The organism is Jiangella sp. DSM 45060, from assembly GCF_900105175.1.
Lineage (GTDB): Bacteria > Actinomycetota > Actinomycetes > Jiangellales > Jiangellaceae > Jiangella.
In genome coordinates this window covers 1,842,884-1,864,132 of record NZ_LT629771.1, presented here as the reverse complement: position 1 = coordinate 1,864,132, position 21,249 = coordinate 1,842,884, and the positions used below count along the sequence as shown (strand labels likewise).

The 21,249-nt window shown below is 74.3% G+C and carries 23 protein-coding genes; 7 read left to right on the top strand and 16 right to left on the bottom strand.

All coding sequences use genetic code 11. The annotated features are described in order from the left end of the window. Positions 1 to 28: 28 nt before the first annotated feature. Genes BLU82_RS08450 through BLU82_RS08425 form a run of 6 tightly spaced genes read right to left on the bottom strand, consistent with a single transcriptional unit; the run spans position 29 to position 5,938 of the window. Positions 29 to 1,717: a ribonuclease J gene (locus BLU82_RS08450; RefSeq protein ID WP_092618429.1), complete on the bottom strand. Its 1,689-nt coding sequence runs from the start codon at positions 1,715 to 1,717 to the stop codon at positions 29 to 31. Beyond that, positions 1,714 to 2,646, bottom strand: coding sequence for a 4-hydroxy-tetrahydrodipicolinate synthase (gene dapA / locus BLU82_RS08445; protein WP_092618426.1), 933 nt, complete (start codon positions 2,644 to 2,646; stop codon positions 1,714 to 1,716). Before dapA ends, BLU82_RS08450 begins: the two co-directional genes overlap by 4 nt. Positions 2,647 to 2,688: 42 nt before the next feature. Continuing rightward, positions 2,689 to 3,810: a PrsW family intramembrane metalloprotease gene (locus BLU82_RS08440; protein ID WP_092618423.1), complete on the bottom strand. Its 1,122-nt coding sequence runs from the start codon at positions 3,808 to 3,810 to the stop codon at positions 2,689 to 2,691. Continuing rightward, positions 3,807 to 4,448 (bottom strand): HAD-IA family hydrolase, encoded by a 642-nt coding sequence (locus BLU82_RS08435; RefSeq protein WP_172885559.1) that lies wholly within the window; start codon positions 4,446 to 4,448, stop codon positions 3,807 to 3,809. The genes BLU82_RS08440 and BLU82_RS08435 overlap by 4 nt, the downstream gene beginning before the upstream one ends. Positions 4,449 to 4,478: 30 nt before the next feature. Then, entirely contained in the window at positions 4,479 to 5,240 is a 762-nt protein-coding gene (locus tag BLU82_RS08430) for a hypothetical protein (RefSeq protein ID WP_092618417.1), read from the bottom strand. Then, on the bottom strand, positions 5,237 to 5,938 hold the full coding sequence (locus tag BLU82_RS08425) for an ABC transporter ATP-binding protein (RefSeq protein WP_092618414.1): 702 nt from the start codon (positions 5,936 to 5,938) through the stop codon (positions 5,237 to 5,239). Before BLU82_RS08425 ends, BLU82_RS08430 begins: the two co-directional genes overlap by 4 nt. A 99-nt stretch (positions 5,939 to 6,037) precedes the next feature. Between BLU82_RS08425 and BLU82_RS08420 the strand changes: the two genes are divergently transcribed. Both BLU82_RS08420 and BLU82_RS08415 read left to right on the top strand, forming a co-directional pair. Next, a complete protein-coding gene (locus tag BLU82_RS08420) occupies positions 6,038 to 6,889 on the top strand; it encodes a sensor histidine kinase (protein WP_092618411.1) in 852 nt (283 codons plus the stop codon). Beyond that, on the top strand, positions 6,886 to 7,551 hold the full coding sequence (locus BLU82_RS08415; protein WP_092618408.1) for a response regulator transcription factor: 666 nt from the start codon (positions 6,886 to 6,888) through the stop codon (positions 7,549 to 7,551). The genes BLU82_RS08420 and BLU82_RS08415 overlap by 4 nt, the downstream gene beginning before the upstream one ends. Here the strand turns inward: BLU82_RS08415 and paaE are convergent. The 6 genes from paaE to BLU82_RS35040 all read right to left on the bottom strand — a co-directional run bounded on the left by paaE (position 7,539) and on the right by BLU82_RS35040 (position 12,680). Next, positions 7,539 to 8,636: a 1,2-phenylacetyl-CoA epoxidase subunit PaaE gene (gene paaE / locus BLU82_RS08410; protein ID WP_092618405.1), complete on the bottom strand. Its 1,098-nt coding sequence runs from the start codon at positions 8,634 to 8,636 to the stop codon at positions 7,539 to 7,541. The genes BLU82_RS08415 and paaE overlap by 13 nt on opposite strands. After that, on the bottom strand, positions 8,633 to 9,103 hold the full coding sequence (gene paaD / locus BLU82_RS08405; protein WP_092618402.1) for a 1,2-phenylacetyl-CoA epoxidase subunit PaaD: 471 nt from the start codon (positions 9,101 to 9,103) through the stop codon (positions 8,633 to 8,635). The genes paaE and paaD overlap by 4 nt, the downstream gene beginning before the upstream one ends. After that, a complete protein-coding gene (paaC, locus tag BLU82_RS08400; RefSeq protein WP_092618399.1) occupies positions 9,100 to 9,819 on the bottom strand; it encodes a 1,2-phenylacetyl-CoA epoxidase subunit PaaC in 720 nt (239 codons plus the stop codon). Before paaC ends, paaD begins: the two co-directional genes overlap by 4 nt. Further along, positions 9,816 to 10,097 (bottom strand): 1,2-phenylacetyl-CoA epoxidase subunit PaaB, encoded by a 282-nt coding sequence (gene paaB, locus BLU82_RS08395; protein ID WP_092618396.1) that lies wholly within the window; start codon positions 10,095 to 10,097, stop codon positions 9,816 to 9,818. The genes paaC and paaB overlap by 4 nt, the downstream gene beginning before the upstream one ends. Beyond that, on the bottom strand, positions 10,094 to 11,077 hold the full coding sequence (gene paaA, locus BLU82_RS08390) for a 1,2-phenylacetyl-CoA epoxidase subunit PaaA (RefSeq protein ID WP_092618393.1): 984 nt from the start codon (positions 11,075 to 11,077) through the stop codon (positions 10,094 to 10,096). The genes paaB and paaA overlap by 4 nt, the downstream gene beginning before the upstream one ends. Positions 11,078 to 11,171: 94 nt before the next feature. Next, positions 11,172 to 12,680, bottom strand: coding sequence for a hypothetical protein (locus BLU82_RS35040; protein ID WP_197682811.1), 1,509 nt, complete (start codon positions 12,678 to 12,680; stop codon positions 11,172 to 11,174). A gap of 362 nt (positions 12,681 to 13,042) precedes the next feature. Here BLU82_RS35040 and BLU82_RS08375 point away from each other — a divergent pair, with 362 nt between their 5' ends. From BLU82_RS08375 to BLU82_RS08365, 3 genes are read left to right on the top strand one after another with little or no spacing between them, the layout of a single operon-like run. Further along, positions 13,043 to 14,242 (top strand): nitric oxide synthase oxygenase, encoded by a 1,200-nt coding sequence (locus tag BLU82_RS08375; RefSeq protein ID WP_197682810.1) that lies wholly within the window; start codon positions 13,043 to 13,045, stop codon positions 14,240 to 14,242. Positions 14,243 to 14,247: 5 nt separating this feature from the next. Continuing rightward, positions 14,248 to 14,817: a GNAT family N-acetyltransferase gene (locus BLU82_RS08370; protein ID WP_092618384.1), complete on the top strand. Its 570-nt coding sequence runs from the start codon at positions 14,248 to 14,250 to the stop codon at positions 14,815 to 14,817. After that, positions 14,814 to 15,449 carry a DUF2461 domain-containing protein gene (locus tag BLU82_RS08365; RefSeq protein WP_092618382.1) on the top strand — a complete coding sequence of 212 codons (636 nt, stop codon included), beginning with the start codon at positions 14,814 to 14,816 and terminating at the stop codon, positions 15,447 to 15,449. The genes BLU82_RS08370 and BLU82_RS08365 overlap by 4 nt, the downstream gene beginning before the upstream one ends. Before the next feature lie 116 nt (positions 15,450 to 15,565). On the opposite strand, the gene BLU82_RS08360 is transcribed toward BLU82_RS08365, so the two are convergent. Then, positions 15,566 to 16,153: a hypothetical protein gene (locus tag BLU82_RS08360; RefSeq protein WP_092618380.1), complete on the bottom strand. Its 588-nt coding sequence runs from the start codon at positions 16,151 to 16,153 to the stop codon at positions 15,566 to 15,568. A gap of 73 nt (positions 16,154 to 16,226) precedes the next feature. On the opposite strand from BLU82_RS08360, the gene BLU82_RS08355 reads away from it, so the two are divergent. Together BLU82_RS08355 and BLU82_RS08350 are read left to right on the top strand one after the other, a co-directional pair. After that, positions 16,227 to 16,919, top strand: a complete 693-nt coding sequence (locus BLU82_RS08355) for an AzlC family ABC transporter permease (RefSeq protein ID WP_092618377.1) — start codon at positions 16,227 to 16,229, stop codon at positions 16,917 to 16,919. After that, positions 16,916 to 17,227, top strand: a complete 312-nt coding sequence (locus BLU82_RS08350) for an AzlD domain-containing protein (RefSeq protein ID WP_092618374.1) — start codon at positions 16,916 to 16,918, stop codon at positions 17,225 to 17,227. The genes BLU82_RS08355 and BLU82_RS08350 overlap by 4 nt, the downstream gene beginning before the upstream one ends. Before the next feature lie 258 nt (positions 17,228 to 17,485). Here the strand turns inward: BLU82_RS08350 and ggt are convergent, their stop codons facing one another. The 3 genes from ggt to dapB form a co-directional block, all read right to left on the bottom strand. Continuing rightward, the gene (gene ggt / locus BLU82_RS08345; RefSeq protein ID WP_092618371.1) at positions 17,486 to 19,471 is read right to left on the bottom strand and encodes a gamma-glutamyltransferase; all 1,986 of its coding nucleotides are present in this window, start codon (positions 19,469 to 19,471) and stop codon (positions 17,486 to 17,488) included. Between the two features lie 583 nt (positions 19,472 to 20,054). Further along, positions 20,055 to 20,501 carry a hypothetical protein gene (locus BLU82_RS08340; RefSeq protein ID WP_231947738.1) on the bottom strand — a complete coding sequence of 149 codons (447 nt, stop codon included), beginning with the start codon at positions 20,499 to 20,501 and terminating at the stop codon, positions 20,055 to 20,057. Further along, the gene (gene dapB, locus BLU82_RS08335; RefSeq protein WP_092618368.1) at positions 20,498 to 21,238 is read right to left on the bottom strand and encodes a 4-hydroxy-tetrahydrodipicolinate reductase; all 741 of its coding nucleotides are present in this window, start codon (positions 21,236 to 21,238) and stop codon (positions 20,498 to 20,500) included. The genes BLU82_RS08340 and dapB overlap by 4 nt, the downstream gene beginning before the upstream one ends. Between the last annotated feature and the right edge of the window lie 11 nt (positions 21,239 to 21,249).

Below are 21,249 nucleotides of genomic sequence, written 5' to 3'. Positions count from 1 at the left end.
AGTGCGGCCTGTCGGCGCGGCCGCCGGGTCAGGATTCGACGACGACGGGGATGATCATCGGACGGCGCCGCAGCCGGCCGCCGACCCAGCGGCCGATAGTGCGGCGCACCGTCTGCTGCAGCTGGTAGGTGTCGGCGTTGCCGCCCTCGGCCGCCTTCTCCAGCGCCGTCACCAGCTCGGGCCGGATGTCGTCGAAGACGCTGTCGTCCTCGGCGAATCCGCGGGCGTGGATCTCCGGCCCGCCGGTGACCTTCCCGGTGACGGAGTCGACGACCACGACGACGGAGATGAAGCCCTCTTCGCCGAGGATGCGGCGGTCCTTCAGCGACGCCTCGGCGACCCCGCCGACGTTGGAGCCGTCGACGTAGACGTAGCCGCACGGCACCGCGCCGACGACGCGCGCGACGCCGTCGAGGAGGTCGACGACGACGCCGTCCTCGGCCAGCGCGACCCGCTCGCGCGGCACGCCGGCGGCGACGGCGATGTCGGCGTTGGCGAACAGGTGCCGGGTCTCGCCGTGGATCGGCATGACGTTGCGCGGCTTGACCAGGTTGTACGCGAACAGCAGCTCGCCGGCGGAGGCGTGGCCGGACGTGTGCACCTTGGCGTTGCCCTTGTGCACGACGGTGGCGCCCTCGCGGGTGAGCCCGTTGATGACCCGGGACACGGCGTTCTCGTTGCCCGGGATCAGCGACGACGCCAGCACGACGACGTCGCCGGGCTCGATGCGGATGGCCGGGTGGTCGCGGTTGGCGATGCGCGACAGCGCCGCCATGGGCTCGCCCTGCGAGCCGGTTGACATCAGCACGACCTTGTCGGGCGGGAGGTCGTCGATCGACTTGAGGTCGACGAGGGTGCCGCCGGGGACGGTGAGGTAGCCGAGGTCGCGGGCGATGCCCATGTTGCGCACCATGGACCGGCCGACGAAGGCGACCTTGCGGCCGTGGGCGACGGCGACGTCGAGGACCTGCTGCACGCGGTGGACGTGGCTGGCGAAGGACGCGACGACGACGCGGCGCGGCGCGCGGGTGAAGACGCCGTCGAGGACGTCGGCGATGTCGCGCTCGTGCGGGGTGAACCCGGGCACCTCGGCGTTGGTGGAGTCGACCATGAACAGGTCGACGCCGGAGTCGCCGAGCCGGGCGAACCCGTTGAGGTCGGTGAGCCGGCCGTCCAGCGGCAGCTGGTCCATCTTGAAGTCGCCGGTGTGCAGCACGACGCCGGCCGGGGTGCGGATGGACAGCGCCAGCGCGTCGGGGATGGAGTGGTTGACGGCAAGGAACTCGACCTCGAACGGGCCGAACCGCTCCGACTGCCCCTCCTTGACCTGCAGCTGGTAGGCGTCGATGCGGTGCTCCCTGAGCTTCGCCTCGACCAGAGCGAGGGTCAGCCGGGAGCCGACGACGGGGATGTCCTGCTTCTCGCGCAGCAGGAACGGGACGGCGCCGATGTGGTCCTCGTGCCCGTGCGTCAGCACGATCGCCTCGACGTCGTCGAGGCGGTCCCGGATGTACTCGAAGTCGGGCAGGATGAGGTCGACGCCGGGCTGGTTGTCCTCGGGGAACAGCACCCCGCAGTCGACGATCAGCAGCCGCCCGCCGTACTCGAACACGGTCATGTTGCGGCCGACCTCGCCGAGCCCGCCGAGCGGGACGACGCGCAGCGCGGCGGGGTCGAGGGACGGCGGCGAGGGGAGTTCCGGGTGCGGATGGCTCATGCGAGCCCCGCCTCGGCGAGGTCGGCGCGCAGTTGCGCGACCTGCTCGTCGGTGGCGGGGATGAGGGGCGAGCGCACCGTGCGGTTGCGGATGACGCCACGCAGCTCGACGGCGGCCTTGGCCATGGTGGCCCCCTGGCCGGTGCCCATGATGCCGCGCACGGCCGGGATGAGCCGGCGGTGCAGCTGCAGCGCGCGCACGAGGTCGCCGGAGTCGAGCGCGCGCACCATGTGGGCGTACTCGGCCGCCGCGACGTGACCGACGACGCTCACCATGCCGACGGCGCCGTGCGTGAGCAGGGCGAGGTTGAGGGCGTCGTCGCCGGAGTAGTAGGCGAGCCCGGTGCGGGCCATGACCTCGGACGACGCGAACACGTCGCCCTTGGCGTCCTTGACGGCGACGATGCGGTCGTGCTCGGCCAGCCGGATCAGCGTCTCGGTCTCGATGGGCACGCCGGTGCGGCCGGGGATGTCGTAGAGCATGACCGGCAGGTCGGTGGCCGACGCGACGGCGACGAAGTGCTGGTACAGCGCCTCCTGCGGCGGGCGGCTGTAGTACGGCGAGACGACCAGCAGGCCGTGGGCGCCGGCCTTCTGCGCGGCCTGGGCCAGCTCGCTGGTGTGCCGGGTGTCGTAGGTGCCGACGCCGGCGACGACGCGGGCGCGGGAACCGACGGCCTCGACGACGGCGCGCAGGACGAGGTCCTTCTCGGCGTCGGAGGTGGTGGGGCTCTCGCCCGTGGTGCCGGCGACGACCAGGCCGTCGGCGCCGTCGGCGACGAGCTTCTCCGCCAGGGCGGACGTCCCCTCGAGGTCGAGGCCGCCGTCGTCGAGGAACGGGGTGACCATGGCGACCGACACGCGGCCGAAGGGTGCGGCTCCCGGCGCGCCGGAGGTGGCGGCGGCGAGGGTGAAGAGCTCGTCAGGCATGGCAGAAGGCTACCGTGATCCGGCCCCGCAGGCCGACTCGCCTCACCGTCCGGCGCTGGTCAGCGCGACGGCCCGGGCGCGGGTCTCGCCGACGAAGGCCAGCACCTCGGCCAGCCGGGGGTCGTCGCGATCGTCGCCGCGGGCGTGCCGCGGCCGGTTGACGAGGAACGCGAGCTCGGTGACGGCGACCTGGTAGGCGCGCACGGCGCCGGCGGCGTCGCGGCCGTACTGCGACTTCATCGCCGCGGTCCAGCGGCGCCGGCTGCGCATGGTCGAGAGCAGGTCGACCTCGTACCACGGGATCCACCCGGCCTGCACGAACTCGCCCAGCCGGGCGGCGACGACGCGCTGCTCGCGGCGGCGCTGCCAGAGCGCGATGCTGAGCATGGCGGCGAACACCGGCACCATGACCACGACGTAGACGGCGACGAAGCCCTGGCCGTCGTCCCACAGCGCCGACGCGTTCCACAGCGCGTGCAGCCCGGCCGCCAGCAGGTACCCGACGAGCGGCAGCAGCACCCGCGCCGCGACCGAGCGCCGTCCCGCGGCGAGGCCGACGGCGATGCCGATGAAGACGGTGAACAGCGGGTGCGCGAACGGCGAGAAGATGCCGCGCACGACGAACACGCTGTAGCCGTCGATCGACGCGGTGTCGAAGGCCCGGCCCAGGTAGAGGATGTTCTCGACGAACGCGAACCCGGCCGCGACCAGCCCCGCGTAGACGATGCCGTCGACGAGCCCGTCCAGCTCGTGCCGCTGCCGCCACAGCAGGCCGACCAGGAACGCGCCCTTCAGCGCCTCCTCGGCGAACGGCGCCGACACCACCGACGACGTGTACTCGCCGTACGTGACCGCGACCAGCGAGTTCACCAGCAGCGCGCCGAGCGTCGCGACGCCGGCGCCCCACAGGAACGCCGCCAGCATCGTCCGTCCGGGCTCGGGCTCCCAGCGGTCCAGCCACAGGAACGCGCCGACGACCACGACGACCGGCAGCAGCGCGAACAGCGTGGCGGTGGCGATGGTGGACGGCGCGAGGTCGCCGACCGCGAGCCCGAGCACGACGACGGCGCAGCCGGCCGCCGCGACCAGGCCGAGGATGGGCCAGAGGACGCGGCGGCGCTGCTGCCGGCTCCACGGCTGGTGCGGGGCGAGTGCGGCGGTCACGGGGCTGTGACGTCGACGAGCAGCGGGCCGGTTCCGTCGATCCTGACCTCGGCCGGGCTGCCGGCGACGAGATCGGCCTCCAGCTGCCGCGCCTCGTGCGTGGACACGACGCCGACGACGGCCATGCCGGCCGCCCGGGCCGCGGCGATGCCGCTGGGCGCGTCCTCGACGACGACGCAGCGGCCGGGCTCGACGCCCAGCCGCTGCGCACCCAGCAGGTACGGCTCCGGATGCGGTTTGCCGCGCAGCACGTCGTCGGCGGTGACGACGACGCCGGGCGGCGTCAGCCCGGCGGCGCGCATGCGGGCGGCGGCGATGACGGCGCTGCCGGACGTGACGACGGCGCGGCGGTCGGCCGGGATGGACGCCAGCAGCTCGGCCGCGCCGGGCATGGCCCGGACCGTGACGGCGTCCTCGATCTCCATCTGGTCGATGCGGGCCAGCGCGGCGCTGACCATCGGCCCCGGTAGCAGGTCGGCGACGATGTCGGCGGTGGTGCGCCCGTGCGCGGCGGCCAGCCCGGCCGGGTCGACGTCGTACTCGCGGCACCAGCGCAGCCAGCAGCGTGCGATGGAGTCGATCGAGTCGACCAGCGTCCCGTCGAGGTCGAGCAGGATCGCATCGGCTTTCAGCACCACCACGGCAGCGTACCGGGCGCGCGGCCCGGGTCAGGCGTCCCGGCGGTGCTGCACGGCGGCCGCGACGGCCAGCAGCGCGACCGTCCAGGAGGCCATGACCAGCCCGCCGGGCAGCGGGGCGAGCGCGTCGTCGATCGCGATCTGCTCGTCGCCGGCGAGCATCCGCATGCCGGCGAGATCCGGCAGGTACAGCGCGAGCGGCGTCACCTGGTACAGCAGGAACGCCAGCGACACGACGGTCCCGTTCGCCACTAGCACGATCAGCGGGACGACGGTGCTGCGGGTCAGCGTGGTGATGCCGAGCGCGATGAGCGCGATGAGCACCGCGTAGACGGCGACGCCGAGCCAGCGCCCGGGCTCGGTCTCCCCCGGTCCGCCGCCGGCCGCCCGCGCGACGAGGAACGCTCCCGGCATCGCGACGGCGGAGGCCGCCAGGACCAGCCCGGTCACGACGACCGCCTTCGCCACCAGCACGACGGCGCGGCGCGGCATGACGGCGAACGTGACGGCGACCGGCCGGCCGGCGCTGTACTCGCTGCCGGCGGTGACGACGCCGATGACGATCGCGCCGATGGTGAGCAGCGGCGACGCGGCCAGCGCGGCCTCGGCGGCGGAGTCGGTGGCGTCCTGGCTCGCGGTGAGGGCGGCCAGCAGGAGCGGCCCGGCGACCGCGACGGCGAGCGCGATGAGCGTGGCGGGCAGCGTGAGCGCCTTGCGCCACTCCGCTGCGACGGCGTCGGCCAGCAGGCGCGTGGCCGGGACGGTGCGGGCGGTGGCGTCCAGCGTGGTCATCGCGCACCGTCCGTGAGGGCGAAGAAGGCGTCCTCCAGCGACGGGTACCCGGCGGTGACGCGGTCCAGCGGGCCCGCCGCCACGACCCGTCCGCCGGCGATCACCACGAGGTCGTCGGCCAGCGACGCGACCTCCCCCATCAGGTGGCTCGACAGCAGCACCGTCCCGCCGTCGTCGGCGAAGGAGCGCAGCAGCCCGCGGATCCACCGGATCCCCTCCGGGTCCAGCCCGTTGACAGGCTCGTCCAGCACCAGCGCCGACGGCGTGCCGAGCAGCGCGGCGGCCAGCCCGAGCCGCTGGCCCATGCCGAGCGACAGCCGCCCGGCCCGCACGCGCGCCGCGTCCGCCAGGCCGACCTGCTCCAGCACCTCGCCGACCCGCCGGCGCGGGATGCCGTTGCTGCGTGCCACCCACGCCAGGTGCTGCCGGGCCGGCCGCGACCGGTGCGCCCCGGACCCGTCCAGCACCGATCCCACCACCCGCAGCGGCCGCCGCAGCGCCGCGTACGGCCGGCCGTCCACCAGCGCCGCCCCGGACGTCGGCCGGTCCAGGCCGAGCAGTATCCGCAAGGTCGAGGACTTGCCCGCGCCGTTCGGGCCGAGGAATGCGGTGACGCGGCCCGGCTCGGCCCGGAACGTCACGCCGGCGAGGACGTCGCGGGAGCCGCGGCGTTTCACCACATCGTCGAAAGTGAGCATGCGCCCATGTCAGCCCAGCGCGGGCGCGCTGTCATCGGGCCACGGTCGCTCGGACCGTGGTCCGATGCCGCGGCGTGGCGGCGTCCCTAGACTCGGGGCATGGAGACCGGCCGCCCGACCTGGCGCTCCCGTGCCTGGCCGGTGGCCTGGGCGGTGCTCTTCCTGCTGGTGTCGGGGCTCATGACGATCGGCAACCAGGACCCCGCGACGCAGCTGCTGCCGCTGGTCGTCGTGGGACTCGCGGTGCTGATCGCGGTGTGGGCCGTGCTGCGCACCCGCCGCGAGCGCCGCGCCTACGACGACCGGCTGGCGGCCTGGGCCGGCGAGCGGGCCGCCCAGGCGGAGCGGCTGCGCATCGCCGGCGACCTGCACGACCTCGTCTCGCACGGGCTCGGCCTGATCACCGTCCGCGCCGCCGTCGCGGTCCGGCTCGACGACCCGGGTCAGCAGGCGGCGGCTCTGGCCGACATCGAAGAGGTCAGCCGCGAGACCACGACCGAGCTGCGCCGCATGCTCACCGTCCTGCGCACGCCCGACGCCGCGGCGGCGCTGCGGCCGGCCGAGTCCCTGGCCGACCTCCCCGGCATCGTCGCGGCGGCCCGCAGCGCCGGTCTGGACGCATCGCTGCAGGTCGCCGGCGAGGTGGGCGGCGCCTCGCCGGGCACGCAGCTGACGGTGTGCGCGGTGGTCCGCGAGACGCTGAGCAACACCGCCCGGCACGCCGGGCCGACCCGGGTCCGCGTCGGCGTGCGCCGCGACGGCGGCTCGGTCGTCGTCACGGTGGGCGACGACGGCCCGGCCGCGGGCTGGGAGCCGCGTCCCGGCGCCGGTCACGGGCTGGCCGGCCTGCGGGAACGGGTGACGGCGCTCGGCGGCACCCTCGCGGCCGGCCCGGCCGGCGCCGGGTTCGGCGTGACCGCCGCGCTCCCCGACGGCGGGACGTCGTCGTGACGCCCGTCCGCGTCCTGATCGCCGACGACCAGCCGCTGCTGCGGCACAGCCTGGCGCTGCTGCTCGACGCCGCGCCGGACCTCGCCGTCGCCGGGACCGCCGCGACCGGCGCCGAGGCGTCCGCCCTCGCCGCGGACCTGCGCCCCGACGTCGTCCTCATGGACATCCGGATGCCCGGCGGCGACGGCATCGAGGCGACCCTCCGCATCACCGCCGATCCCGAACTGGGTGGCGTCCGCGTCCTCGTGCTGAGCATGTTCGAGCTGGACGAGTACGTGTACGCGGCGCTGCGGGCCGGGGCCAGCGGCTTCCTGCTCAAGGACGCGCGGCCGGAGCAGCTGCTGGACGCGATCCGGCGCACGCACGCGGGCGAGTCGCTGTTCGCCCCGGCGATCCTGACCCGGCTGGTCGAGCACTACCTCTCCCGGCCGGCGGGTGGCGCGTCCGGCGCCCGGCTGGACGTGCTGACCGAGCGCGAGACCGAGGTGCTGGCGCTGGTGGCGGCCGGGCTGTCGAACGACGAGATCGCGGCCTCACTGTTCATCTCGATCAAGACGGTGAAGACGCACATCGGTCACCTGCTGGCCAAGCTGGCCGCCCGCGACCGCGCGCAGCTCGTCATCGCGGCGTACGAGAACGGGCTGGTGGGTCAGGCGTCGTAGTCGACGCTCAGTGTCGGCGTGGTGGGGTGCGACTGGCAGGTGAGGACGTAGCCGGCCGCGATCTCGTCGTCCTCCAGGGCGTAGCGGCGCTCCATGGTGACGGCGCCGTCGAGCACCTTCGCCCGGCAGGTGCCGCAGACGCCGCCCTTGCAGGCGAACGGCGCGTCGTTGCGGACCCGGAGCACGGCCTCGAGCACGGTCTCGTCCGGGTCGTCGACGGTGACCTCGGTGCGGCGGCCGTCCAGCGAGGCGGTGACGGCGCAGGTGACGGCCTGCTGACGGGCCTCTTCGACGATGGCCGGCGGCGGGTCACCGACGTGGTAGAGCTCGGCGTGGACGTGCGCGCGGTCGACGCCGCGGGCGGCCAGCACCTCGCGGGCGGTCGTGATGAGCTCGTACGGGCCGCACAGGTACCAGTCGTCGACGGTGTCAGGCGGCACCAGGGTGTCGAGCACCCGGCCGAGGCGGTCGCCGTCCAGCCGGCCCGACAGCAGCTCGGTCGACCCGGGCTCCCGGGACAGCACGTGCACGAGCTGCAGCCGGCCGGGGTGGCGATCCTTGAGGTCGGCCAGCTCGTCCAGGAACATCACCGACGACGACGTCCGGTTGCCGTAGAGCAGCGTGACCCGGCTGCCCGGCTCGGTGTCGAGCGCCGTCGCGACGATCGACAGCACCGGCGTGATGCCGCTGCCGGCCGCGACCAGCGCGTAGTGCTTCGCGTGGTCCGGCGCGAAGGCCGGCGTGAACCGACCGGCCGGCGTCATGACGTCGACCTCGTCGCCGGCCGCCAGCGTCTCCAGGGCGTGCGACGAGAACGCGCCGCCGGGGATGCGCTTCACCGCGATGCGCAGCACGCCCGACCCGGCCGGTGAGCAGATCGAGTAGCTGCGCCGCACGCCGTCGCCTCCGGGCAGTTCGACGTTGACGTGCTGACCGGCGTCGAACTCGTAGTCGGCGGCCAGCTCGGCCGGCACGGCGAACGTGACCGCGACGGCGTCGTCGGTCAGGCGGTCGACGGCGGCGACGCGCAGCCGGTGGGTGACGGAGTGCCGTCTGGCGCGCGGCGCCGCGGTGGTCGTCGTCATAGCGCCTTCACGTGGTCGAACGGCTCCTGGCAGGCCCGGCAGGCCCAGAGCGCCTTGCACGCCGTCGAGCCGAACCGGGCCAGCTCGCGGGTGTCCGGGGAGCCGCAGTGCGGGCAGCGGACGGAGAGGGTGAGCGTCGTGACGGTGCCCTGCGCGGGGCCGGGCGGCGCGATGCCGTGTTCCTCCAGGGCGGCGCGGCCGTCGGGGGTGATCCAGTCGGTGGTCCAGGCCGGCGCCAGCACCGTCCGCACCTCGACGTCGTCGATGCCCTCACCGGCCAGCGCGGCGGCGATGTCGGCGCGGATGGCGTCCATCGCCGGACAGCCGGAGTACGTCGGCGTGATGTCGACGGTGACGACGCCGGTGTCGTCGACGCGGACGTCGCGCAGGATGCCGAGCTGCTCGATCGTCACGACCGGCAGCTCCGGGTCCGCGACGGCGGCGACGATCTCGCGGACGGCGCTCACCACGTCACCCCCGGGTGGGAGCGGTGCAGATGCTGCAGCTCGGCCAGCAGGTAGCCGAGGTGCTCGGTGTGCAGGCCGACGCGGCCGCCGCCTCTCGGGGCGGTCACCTCCGGCACGTCCAGGCCGGCCTCGGCCAGCACGCCGTGCACGTACGCCGTCCACGGCTCGCGCAGCGCCGCGGGGTCGACGCCGGCGCCGTCGAACGGCTCGAACAGCTCGTCGGTGTACGGCCAGACGGTCTCGAGGCCGGCGACCATGCGGCGGCGGCTCTCGTCCGTCCCGTCGCCGAGGCGGAGCACCCACTGGGTGGCGTGGTCGCGGTGGTAGCGGACCTCCTTCACCGCCTTCCCCGCGATGGCGGCCAGCGTGTCGTCGGCGCCGGCGCGCAGGTGGTCGTACAGCTCGTACTGGTAGGCGGCGAAGACCAGCTGGCGGGCCATCGTCACCGCGAAGTCGCCGTTGGGCAGCTCGACCAGCAGCACGTTGCGGAACTCGCGGTCGTCGCGCCAGTACGCGAGCGCGTCCTCGTCCCGGCCCCGACCCTCCAGCTCGCCCGCGTACGTCAGCAGGGTGCGGGCCTGGCCGAGCAGGTCGAGCGCGATGTTCGCCAGCGCGACGTCCTCCTCCAGCTCCGGCGCGCGGGCCACCCACTCCCCCAGTCGCTGCGCCAGGACCAGGGCGTCGTCGCCGAGCGCCAGGGCGTACCGCTCCCTCACAGGTGCTTCGCCTCCGCCGGCACCTCGTAGAACGTCGGGTGCCGGTAGACCTTGTCGGCGGCGGGGTCGAAGAACGCGTCCTTCTCGTCCGGACTGCTCGCCGTGATCTGGTCGGACGGCACCACCCAGATCGAGACGCCCTCGCCGCGCCGCGTGTAGACGTCGCGGGCGTTGCGCACCGCCATGGCGGCGTCGGGCGCGTGCAGGCTGCCGACGTGGTTGTGCGACAGGCCGCGCCTGGCCCGGACGAAGACCTCCCAGAGTGGCCACTCGCTCATGCCGCCTTCTCCTGTCGCTTGCGCGCGTACGCCGCGGCCGCCTCGCGCACCCAGGCGCCGTCCTCGTGCGCTGTGACGCGGTGCCGCAGCCGCTGCTCGTTGCACGGGCCGTCGCCCTTGATGACGCGGAACAGCTCGTCGTAGTCGGGCTGGGTGAAGTCGTAGTGGCCGCGCTCGTCGTTCCAGCGCAGGTCCGGGTCGGGGATGGTCAGCCCCAGCACCTCGGACTGCGGCACCGTCATGTCGACGAAGCGCTGCCGCAGCTCGTCGTTGCTGAACCGCTTGATGCCCCACCGCATGGACTGCTCGGTGTGGCCGCCGGACGCCCGCTCACCGGTGTCGGGCGGGCCGAACATGGCCAGGCTCGGGTACCACCACCGGTCCAGCGCGTCCTGGGCCATCGCCTTCTGCGCCTCGCTGCCGCGGGTGAGCGTCAGCAGCGACTCGAAGCCCTGCCGCTGGTGGAACGACTCCTCCTTGCAGATGCGGACCATCGCCCGGGCGTACGGGCCGTACGAGCACCGCGTCAGCGGCACCTGGTTCGTGATGGCCGCCCCGTCGACCAGCCAGCCGATCGCGCCCACGTCCGCCCACGTCAGCGTCGGGTAGTTGAAGATCGACGAGTACTTCTGCTTCCGCGTGTGCAGTTTGTCCAGGAGCTGGTCGCGGCTCGTGCCGAGGGTCTCGGCAGCCGCGTACAGGTACAGGCCGTGGCCGGCCTCGTCCTGGACCTTGGCCAGCAGGATCGCCTTGCGGCGCAGGCTCGGCGCGCGGCTGATCCAGTTGCCCTCCGGCTGCATGCCGATGATCTCGGAGTGCGCGTGCTGGGCGATCTGCCGGACCAGCGTCTTCCGGTACGCCTCGGGCATGTCGTCGCGCGGCTCGATGCGCCCGTCGGAGTCGACGATCGCGTAGAACGCCGCCTCGCGGTCGTCAGTGTGGCCGGACGTGTCGCCGGACGTCTGGTCGGTGGGCGCCATGGTTCCAGGCTAGGTGCGGATGTGACACCTGTCCAGCATTCCTGCTGTGTTTGTGTAACACCATTGACGCGTCACGGGCGACTGTGCGCCCGGATCACGGGGTCGCCGACGCCGCCAGCCGGTCGATGCCGAGGCCGCTGATCAGCAGGCGCTCCTTCCCGTTGCTGAGCAGGTCCCGCGTCCAGCCCGTGAACCCGCCGTCGCCGACCTCGGCCCACTCGCCGCCCAGCCGGGCCATGACCTTGAAGCACAGACCCTCGTAATAGCCGCGCCCACTGGGCCGGTCCGGGTTCAGCACCGCCCGCACCGGAACGCCCGCCAGGTCGCCGCTACCGTCGCCGGCCGCGTCGCCGGCGTCGCCGGGGAGGTCGTGGGCCGGGCCGCCGGGGTCGCCGGCCGAGCCACCGGCGTCGCCGGCCCGAACGCCGCCGGGGTCACCGGCCGGGCCGCCGAGGTCGCCGGCTCGATCGCCGCCGGGGTTGCCTGCCGGGTTGCCGCCGGTCGCCGCGAAGCCATCCTCGGCCACCGCGCCGCCGGGCGCCGTCACGTCACCGACGGCCGCCGCCACGATCGCGTCGGCGACCGGCGCGAACCGCGGATCGAGCACGGTCAGCCGCACCTCCACCTCCTCCGCGCCGAGCCGCGGCAACGCCCCCGTGACGACGGCCAGCTGCTCGGCCAGCGCGGCCCGCTCGAACCCCAGCCCGCCGACGTCGCGACCCGCGGTGACCTGGGCGAACAGCGAGAAGTGCGCGAACATCGCCGGACCGGCGACGTACTGGGCGCGCACGACCCGCTGGATCGCCGCCAGCCGCACCACCCCCGCCAGCGGCCCGCTGCCCTCCCGGACGACGCCGCCTGCCGCCGCAGGGTCGGCTCCACCAACGCCGGCCGCCCCGGCAAGCCCCGCACCACCAGCCGCCACTCCGCCAGCGCCAGCCCTATCAACGCCCTCCGCACCTCCAGCCGCCACTCCGCCAGCGCCGGCCCTATCAACGTCCTCCGCACCTCCAGCCGCCACTCCGCCAGCGCCGGCCCTATCAACGCCCTCCGCACCACCAGCCGCCACTCCGCCAGCGCCGGCCCCACCACTGCCGAGTCCACCAGCGCCGACCCCATCAGTCACGTCAGAACCAGCAGCCTCGCCAGCAACTGTCGCCGCCCGCTGCGCGTCCTGTCGCCGGACCGCCGCCTCGAGAGCCAGCCCGTTGGTCGGGTCGGCCGCGACATCCGTTCCGCGGACCGTCGACACCACCTTGTTCTGGTCGACCGTCGCCAGCACGGAGTGGGTGCCGAGCGGCGCCAGCGGGGCCGGCGTCAGCACCTCGACCGGCTCCGGCCGCGCCGCCAGCGCGTCCAGCAGCACGTCCTCCACCCGGCGCAACGCGGCGAACGGCAGCGGCGACGGCGCGGTGAACCGGTCGCGCCGATACCGCTCCAGCACCGACGCCGGCGACAGCGCGGCCGCCCGCCGCCGCATGAGCTCGAGCTGCAGCGTCGTCAGGTCCGATCCGGGCAGCGACACCAGCGCCTCGAACACGCTCGCGCCGCCGGCCCGCCGCACGACGCGGTCGAGCGCCGCGCGCGATCCGCTCTCCGTCATCCCCCATGACTAACGGGCGCCGGCCGCGGCGGTCCACCGGTTTTCTCCGCGCCCGTCACACGTCGTCACGCAGCGTGACGGTCGGCAGGGACCCCGCGCGGGCGGGTCCGCCCCTGGTCACCGCGCCGCGCGCGCACCGTCAACCCACCTGACCAGCACCGATAGCCGAACCCACCCGATAAGGCCCGACTTCGGCGGATTCTGCCGATCACCGGACGACGCCGTCCGCCTTCTGAGATCATTCGTGACGGTGCGTCATTTTCACGGCACGATGATCATGTTCGGGGCGACTTGCCGGAAATGTCCGCATCTGGATGCCGGTACCCGCCACCTGTGACCGCGACAGCGGAGGAGCTGACCCTGTGACGACCGATGGGACGCACCACCATCCGGGCCTTCCAGACGTTCCGATCCACTCCGTCGACCTCAGCGAAGCCGAGGCGTTCTTCCGGCAGCACGCGGCCGAGAACCCACACGCCCCCGATCCCGACGAGCGGTTCAGCGAGGCGCTGGTCGAGTTCGGCCGGCGCGGCATGTTCAGTCACACCACCGACGAACTGGAGTTCGGCGCGCAGGTGGCCTGGCGCAACGCCAACCGCTGCATCGGCCGGCTCTACTGGCGCAGCCTGATCGTCCGCGACCGCCGCGACGTCCGCACCGCCGACGGCGTCGCCGCCGAGTGCGTCGAGCACCTGCGAGTCGCCACGAACGGCGGGCGTATCCGGCCGGTCCTGACGCTGTTCGCGCCCGATCAGCCCGGCCGGCCGGCGCCGCGGCTGCACAACGCCCAGCTGATCCGGTACGCGGGCTACCAGGGCCTCGACTCCGTCATCGGCGACCCCGCACAGGCCGAGTTCACCCGCTGGGCCGAGAGCCTGGGCTGGTCGGGCAAGGGCACCGACTTCGACGTGCTCCCGCTGGCCATCGAGACCCCCGAGGACGGCGTCCGGCTGTTCGACATCCCCGGCGACGCCGTCCTCGAGGTACCTCTCACGCACCCGGAGTTCCCGTGGTTCGCCGAGCTCGACCTGCGCTGGCACGCCGTCCCCGCGATCTCGTCGATGCCGCTGCGCATCGGCGGCATCACCTACCGGACGGCGCCGTTCAACGGCTGGTACATGGGGACGGAGATCGGCTCGCGCAACCTCGTCGACGCCGATCGGTACGACCGCATGACGCAGGTCGGCCGGTTGCTCGGGCTGGACGTCGACGACGTGCGGACGCTGTGGAAGGACCGCGTCCTCGTCGAGATCAACCGCGCGGTGCTGCACTCGTTCGACGCCGCCGGCGTGAAGATCGCCGACCACCACCACGAGTCCGAGCTGTTCATGCGGTTCGTCGCCAAGGAGGAGCGGGCCGGACGCACCCCGCGCGCCGAGTGGTCGTGGGTCGTCCCGCCGATGTCCGGCACGACGTCGCCCGTCTATCACCGCTACTACGACGACTCCACGGCGCTGCCCGGTTTCCTGCCCAGCCCCGGCTGGACGCCACCGCAGCACGACGACGCGCCGGCCGGGTGCCCCCACCACGCGCAGACGGCGCGTAGCCGGGTCGTATCGTAGGACGGGTGTCCGAGCAGCCCGTCGCCGATCGTTCCGTCCGTCTCGCCTGGGCCGCCGACACCGACGCCATCGGCGCCGTGCAGGCCCGGGCGTGGACGGCCTCCTACGCCCCCCTGTTGCCGGCGGCCCTGCTGGCCGACGTCGACGCCCCGACGTTCGCGGCCGCGTGGCGCGAGGCCGTCACCCGTCCGCCGTCCGCCCGGCACCGGGTGCTCGTCGCGCTCGAGGCCGGCCGGGTGGTCGGGTTCGCCGCCACGGCGCCGTCCGAGGACCCCGACACCCAGCCCGGCGACGGCGAGGTGGTCGCGTTCCACGTCGACCCCGCCGCGCTCGGCGAGGGGCACGGCTCCCGGCTGCTGGCCGCCGTCGCCGACACCCTGCGCGCCGACGGCTTCACCCGCGCGCGCATCTGGCTGGTCGTCGGCGACGACGCCCTGCGCGGGTTCCTCGAACCGGCCGGCTGGGCGCCCGACACCGCGCACCGCACGCTCGACCTCACCGGCGACGGGACGGCGACGCTGCGGCAGGTGCGGCTGCACACGTCGCTCTCGGACGACGAGGAGGCCGGGTCGTGACGTTCACCGGCATCCCGGTCGAGGCGCTCGACTTCTACGAGGACCTCGAGAACGACAACACCAAGTCGTTCTGGGCCGCGCACAAGCACGTCTACGAGAAGTCCGTCCGCGACCCCATGCGCGCCCTCGCCGACGAGCTGTCCCCCGAGTTCGGCGACGTCCGGTTCTTCCGCCCGTACCGCGACGTCCGGTTCGCCGCCGACAAATCGCCGTACAAGACGCACCAGGGCGTCGTGGTCGGCGGCCACTACGTGCACGTCGGCGCGCCCGGCCTGTTCATCGCCGTCGGCTACTACCAGATGGCGCCCGACCAGATCGCCCGCTACCGCGTCGCCGTCGACGACTCCCGGAGGGGATCGGCGCTCGTGGAGATCGTCGAGTCCGTCCGCGACGCGGGGTACGTCGTCGACGGCGAGGCGCTGAAGACCCGGCCGCGCGGCTACGACGCCGACCACCCGCGCATCGAGCTGCTGCGGCAGAAGGCGCTGGTCGGCTGGACCGACGCCGGCGCGCCCGACTGGCTGCACACGCCGTCGGCGGCGGCCCGGGTCGCGGCGGCGTGGCGCGAGCTGGCGCCGTTGAAGGGGTGGCTCGACGACCACGTCGGGCCGTCCGACCAGCCGCGCCGCTGACGCGCGTCCGTCCCGCCGCGGGTCGCCGCCCGCCGTCGCCGCCCGCCGTCGGGGCCGCGTCGTGCGCCGGGGCGCGTCCGCCGGGCGCGTCTGTTCCGCCGCCGGGGCGCCGCTCGTCAGCCGTCCGCCGTCGCGTCGAGATAGGCGCGGCCGCGCGGCGAGATGCGGTAGCCGACCGGGAAGCTCTGCGTCAGCCCGAGGTTCTTCAGCTTGCGCACGTCCAGCTTGAACGGCGCGCGCTCGCGGCCGACCAGCTCGGCGAGGTCGCCGGCCCGGCGTTCGGGATGCTGGTCGATGAGCCGGAGCGTCTCGCGGGTCCAGGCGCCGTAGGACGACGCGCGGTCGAGGCGGTCGAGGCGCTTGGTGATCTCCGCGATCTCGGCCGGCTCGAGGTCGCCGCCGGCGGCCAGCTCGGCCCGCGGGTCGGCGTCGGTGGCGGGCCGGAACTCGATGCGGTAGGTCGGGTTGGCGGGGTCGCCGGGGAGGTCGGCCAGCAGGCTGGCGGCGTCCGGATGACCGGCGGCGCGGGCGTCGTCGTCGCTGATGGCGGCGGGGTCGACGACGGTGACCGAGGTGACCTCGATGCGGCCGGCCGGCGTACGGTACGGGCGGCCGGGCAGCACCTGCTGGCGGGCCCAGCGCCGGAACGCCAGCGTCACCGTGCCGTCGGCGATGCCCGCCCAGAAGCGCTTCTGGAACAGCACCGCATCAGCGTAGCGGTATCGCGATGCGGAATCGGTTCATCACTGTCGGTGCGTTTCAGTACTGTCTGCCCGCATGAGTGACGAATCGCGCTCCGCGATCCGGCGCGATGCCGCCGGCATCGCCGCGTACGCCGCGGCGTTCGGCGCCTCCTTCGGCGCCGTCTCCGTCGCGTCCGGTCTCAGCGTGTGGCAGACGATGGTGCTGAGCCTGGTGATGTTCAGCGGCGCGTCGCAGTTCGCGCTGGTCGGCGTCATCGGCGCCGGCGGTGCGGGACTGGCGGCCGTGCCGACGGCGCTGCTGCTCGGCGTGCGGAACGCGTTCTACGGGGTGCCGCTGACGCGGATCCTCGGCCGGCGGTCGCTGGCCGGGCCGCGCCGGCTGGTGACGGCGCACCTGGTCATCGACGAGACGACGGCGATGGCGGTCGGGCGCGACGGGCGGACGGCGCAGCGGTACGCGTTCTGGGCCACTGGCGTGCTGCTGTTCCTGCTGTGGAACGCCGGCTCACTGGTGGGTGCGGTGGGTGGGTCGGCGATCGGTGAGCCGGAGACGCTCGGGCTGGACGCGATGATCCCGGCCGCGTTCCTGGCGCTGCTGTGGCCGCGGCTGCGTTCTGCCGAAGGACGGTGGGTCGCGGCCGGCGGGGCGTTGGTGGCGACGGCGCTGATCCCGCTGGTGCCGGCCGGTGTGCCCGTGCTCGCCGCCGCGCCGATCGCCGTCGTGGCCGGTCTGCTGCCGCGGCGTGGCCCGGAGGCGGCGCGATGACGGGGGTCTGGATCGCGGTGATCGTCGCCTCCGTCGGTTGCTACGCGCTCAAACTGGCGGGCGTGTCGCTGCCGTCGTCGGTCCTCGAGCGCGACGACGTGCAGCGGGTGGCAACGCTGCTGCCGGTCGCGATGCTGGCCGGCCTCGTCGCCGTCGAGCTGTTCGATTCCGGCGGCTCGCTCGGCCTCGACCTGCGCCTCCTCGCCGGCGTCGGCGCCGGGGTCGTCGCCCTGCTCCTCCGCCAGTCCTTCCTCGTCGTCATCATCGTCGCCGCCGCCGTGACGGCCCTCCTGCGCGCCCTCACCTGACCCGACGCGGGGCGGCGCCACCAACCGCGCCGCCCCACCCCATCCGCCCCGGCCAATCGCCCGCCCACCGTCACCTCGCCAGCCGCCGCCGGCCGCTCCATCCGCCGTCGCCAGCCGTCACCCCGCTCCACCGCCCGCCCTCACCGGCCGCGCCGCACGCTGCTCAGCCACTCGCCGCACCGCCCAGCCGGCGCCGCCGTCCCCGCGCCGCTCGCCGTCGCCCGGCCGCGCCCGGTCGGAGCCGGCCATGCAACCTCGTCAGTCGCGTGGCCAGCGGATGGGCAGCAGTACGCCGGCGCTGCCGCCGCCGCGGCGGACCGGCTCCGCGACCGCCTGCAGCCGATGCCGTCCGAGGAACTCGATCCCCGTCGCGGCGCCGATCTCCGCCGTCGCCGCGAGCGAGTGCCCGTACTCGTCACGCAGAATCGCGCCGAGCGGGCCGGTGGCGATGGCGTTCTCGGCCGACGTGTTCACGGCGTTGGGCTGGAACAGTCGCGGGGCGGCGAGCGCGCTGGGGAGGTCCATGCCGAGGTCGATGCGGTTGACCAACGTCTGCAGCACCGTTCCGATGATCGTCGCGCCGCCGGGGCTGCCGACCGCCAGCAGCGGTTCGCCGTCCTCGTCGAGCACGATCGTCGGCGCCATCGACGAGCGCGGCCGCTTGTCCGGGCCGGGCAGGTTCGGGTCGGGCGCGCTGCCCTGCGTCGGCGCGAAGTTGAAGTCGGTCAGCTCGTTGTTGAGCAGGAAGCCGCGGCCGGGGACGGCGATGCCGCTGCCGCCGGTCTGCTCGATCGTCAGCGTGTACGCGACGACGTTGCCCCAGCGGTCGGCCGTGGTCAGGTGCGTGGTGGAGCCCTCGTCGGCGACGGCGGCCGGGTCGGCGGCGGTCGCGCAGCCGTCGCCGTAGTCGCCGTCCGGCACGCCCGGCGCGACCGGCTTCGGCGCCGCCGCGTCGGGGTCGAGCAGGCAGGCGCGCTCGTCGGCGAACTCCTGCGACAGCAGCTCGTCCAGCGGCACGTCGATGACGTCAGGGTCGCCGACGTAGCGGTTGCGGTCGGCGAACGCGAGCGCCGTCGCCTCGAGGTAGTGGTGCAGCGCCTGCGCCTCGTCCATGGCGCCGAGGTCGAAGTTCTCGAGGATGTTCAGCGCCTCGCCGACGGTCGATCCGCCCGACGACGGCGGCGGCATACCGTAGACCTGCAGGCCGCGGTAGTCGACGAGGGTCGGTTCACGCTCGATCACCTCGTAGCCGGCCAGGTCGTCCGTCGTCAGGTCGCCGGGGCGGACGACGCGCGTGGCGCCGTCGCGGACCGGCGGCTCCTGGACGGTGGCCGCGATCTCGCCGGCGATCGGGCCCTCGTAGAAGACGTCGATGCCGTGGCGGGCGATCTGCCGGTAGGTGTCGGCGAGGTCGGGGTTGGGCAGGACGGTGCCGACGGCGGGTGGCGCGCCGGCCGGCAGGTACAGCTCGGCCGTCGCCGGGAAGTCGGCGAAGATCGCCGCGTTCGCCGCGACCTGCGACCGGAACGTCTCGTCGACCACGAACCCGTCCTCGGCCAGGTCGATGGCGGGACGCAGGTTGCGGGCGAGGTCGAAGCGGCCCCAGCGGTCCAGCGCCTCTGCCCACGTGGCCAGCGTGCCCGGCGTCCCGACCGACAGCCCGCTCACCCGCGCGTCGGCGAACGCCAGCGGCGCGCCGGTCGCGGGGTCGATGAACCGGTCCTCGGTGGCCGTCGCCGGCGCGCTCTCCCGCCCGTCGAGCGTGCTGACCTCGCCGGACCTCGCGTCGTAGTACACGAAGAACCCACCGCCGCCGATGCCCGCGGAGAACGGCTCACTGACGCCCAGCGCCGCTGCCGCCGCCACCGCCGCGTCGACCGCCGTCCCGCCCCGGCGCAGCACGTGCAGCCCGGCCGCCGTCGCGTCGGCGTCGACGGTCGCGACCGCGCCGCCATACCCCGTCGCCGTCGGTTGCTTCTCCGGCTGCGACGGACGTCGCCCGGACTCCCCTTGCTCCAGCTGCCCGGCGCGCTCGGTCTGTCCTGTCGTCTCGACCTGTCCTGCCGTCTCGACCTGTCCTGCCGACTCGACCTGCCTGGCGCGCTCGGTCTGCCCAGCCGGTTCCGCCGGTCCGGAACGTTCGGCCTCGGCCGCCTGCGCGGGTGCGAAGAGCCCAGCTCCCGCCACGGCGATCGCCCCGGCCAGTACCGCGGCCGCTGTCCGTCTGCTCCGCTGCACACCCATCACCCGACTCCCTCGGCTCTCACCCCCGTCCGCCTACCTTGCCCGGTTTCGATCACCGTGAGAAGAGGGTCGTCATCACCAGTCGTCCGGCCGGTCACGCCTCCAGCCGCGTCGCGCTTGCCCGCGACCGACCCGCACCACCAACCACCACCGCCGAACCCCGCCGCGTCGCCCCTGCCCCGCGACCGTCCACCACCGACCGGCACCACCAACCGTCGCCGCCGAACCCCGCCGCATCGCCACTGCCCGCGACCGTCCACCACCGCCGAACCCCGCCGCGTCGCCCCTACCCCGCGACTGTCCACCACCGACCGGCACCACCAACCGTCGCCGCCGAACCCCGCCGCATCGCCACTGCCCGCGACCGTCCACCTCCGCCGACCCCCGCCGCGTCGCCCCTGCCCCGCGACCGTCCACCACCGACCGGCACCACCAACCGTCGCCGCCGAAACCCGCCGCGTCGCCACTGCCGTCGTCGGAAGTCGCCCATCCGCCCGGCGGCGCAACCGCCCGCCGACGGCACAGTCGCCGGCCTGACGACGCACCGGCCAGCAGGCGGCGGCCAGCGGCCAGCGAGCCGTCGTCAGCCGTGCAGGGCGACCGCCCGCCGGGCGGCCTCACGTGCGCGCGACCGATCGCCGGCGTCGTCGTAGGCGAGGGCCAGACGGAACCAGACCCGCCAGTTCTCCGGGTCGGCCTCGGCCTCGGTTCGCCGTCGTTCGAACAGTTCGTCGGCCGCGGCCCGCTCGGCTCGTCCGCTCGGCCTGCGCGGCAGGTCGTCGACCGGCAGGCCGCCCTCGCTCTCCAGCTCGCGCGCCAGCGTCTGCATCCGCAGCCCGAACCGCACCGACCGCCACAGCACCCACGCGCCGACCACCGCGATCACGGCGACCGCCACACCGATGCCGACGCCGGCGGCCGTCCCGGAGCCGATCAGCAGCACGCCCCGCCACAGCACCAGCACGAGCAGTGCGCCTACCAGGACCGCCATGGCGCCGGCCCAGACGCGGTCGCGCCGTTCACCTCTCACAGGTCGAGGATCTCCTCGAGTCCGACCGTCAGACCAGGACGATCGACCACACCGCGCACGCCGGCCAGCACGCCCGGCATGAACGACGCGCGGTCGAAGGAGTCGTGCCGGATCGTCAACGTCTCGCCGGGCGACCCGAACAGCACCTCCTCGTGCGCGACCAGCCCACGCAGCCGAACCGCATGCACCGGCACACCCTCGACCCGAGCACCACGGGCGCCGTCGAGCCCGCTCGCCGTCGCATCGGGCGCCGACGGGACGTCCGCCGCCCGCCGGGCCTCGGCGATCACTTCGGCCGTCCGGATCGCCGTCCCGCTGGGCGCGTCGACCTTGTCGGGGTGGTGCAGCTCGATCACCTCGACCGACTCGTAGAACCGGGCCGCCTGTGCGGCGAACCGCATCGTCAGCACCGCTCCGATGGCGAAGTTCGGCGCGATGAGCACACCCACCTTCGGCTGCACGGCCAGCGCCGCCCGAACCTGGCCCAGCGACTCGTCGGTCCAGCCGGTCGTGCCGACCACCGCGTGCACACCCTGCTCGACGCAGTGCAGCACGTTGGCGAGCGACGCGCCCGGCACGGTGAACTCCACCGCGACGTCAGCACCGCCCAGATCACCGAGGTCGTCGCCGACGTCGAACCGTCCGGCCAACTCCAGACCGTCGGCGCGCTCGACCGCGTCGACCACCTGCTGACCCATCCGACCGGCCGCGCCGATCACCGCCACCCGCAACGTCATGGGCACAGTCT